The following is a 998-nucleotide window of genomic DNA, read 5'->3' as shown; positions in this document are numbered from 1 at the left end:
AGATGATTTTATATGCAGCTTGATATAAATAAACTGTATGAAACGTACCTGACTTTACATATCCCTAATCCGTTTACGTTAGCACAAATCGGCGCAAGATTAATAAAACAATACGCGGCAAAACAAATAACCAAAGAAAAATTTATTGAATGTTATGACCCTAGTTTCCCTAAAGACCCCTATGCAGATTTTCATACAGTCGTTACCGTCTATATTTTTCGTGATGAAGAAGGAATGAAAAAACTGCTTACACTTGACTCCCCCGATGAAAAAATATCTTTTTACAAAAATATTAACGATAGTAATCATGGCTGTAATCTTATACTTAATTCAGATGATCAAGTATATATGTCAGGTGGAACAACACAAATAGGCACAAAATTATTATCTCTTGAAACAAGTATCTTTTGGGGAATGAATGAAGAAGATGCAGTTCTAGGAAACGTAAGATTTGAAAGCTACTTAAAAGCATTATACTTAGTTGGATATATACAGTTTGAAAATGATTCACTCATTGAAAAAGCTCGCCAACGATATAGGGAAGGTTATAGGTTACAAAGGTTTGGGCCTCAAACCGGTAACAATACAAAATTTCTGTAAAATGGGTTCGAAGTTTTTATGTTACATGATGACGGATTGTAAAATGAAGTGCGACACTGTTTTTGGCAATCGAAAAGTGCCGAGTTTTGCAGCCAAGCAATTTTATCAATATACAGCAACAAGTAAGGTTTATGCATAGGTTTGACATGGAGCCTCTATGGGCATGATTCCCTGCGAAGGGGCGAAGCCACAGGCTTCGCAGAGACCAGTAAGCCTATCATGCCCATCACTCCATATCAAACCAGGCTACTTTTACTGCATAAGCAATTGCTGCAAAACTGAGCACATCTACCCTGCAACAAACAGTGCGACACCTTCTGGAAATAAAAAAACAAAAGGCTCATGGCCGGATTCGTGTAGAATGAAAGTTCTCACCACCCCATTCACACAAGGAGAAT

Annotated in this window: 1 protein-coding gene; it reads left to right on the top strand. The window is 37.3% G+C overall.

Going from position 1 to position 998, the window contains the following annotated elements; all coding sequences use genetic code 11:
- The first annotated feature begins 12 nt into the window (after positions 1 to 12).
- Entirely contained in the window at positions 13 to 600 is a 588-nt protein-coding gene (locus PPOP_RS16135) for a hypothetical protein (protein WP_006287701.1), read from the top strand.
- Positions 601 to 998 lie beyond the last annotated feature (398 nt).

Origin of the sequence: Paenibacillus popilliae ATCC 14706 (assembly GCF_000315235.1) — a bacterium.
GTDB lineage: Bacteria > Bacillota > Bacilli > Paenibacillales > Paenibacillaceae > Paenibacillus_B > Paenibacillus_B popilliae.
Note: the sequence above shows the minus strand (reverse complement) of the source record. Positions and strands in the feature narration are given on the sequence as shown.

What these genes read in the sequence shown, in the direction of transcription:
- PPOP_RS16135 (WP_006287701.1), top strand. Translation starts at nt 13, where the DNA reads ATGCAGCTTGATATAAATAAACTGTATGAAACGTACCTGACTTTACAT.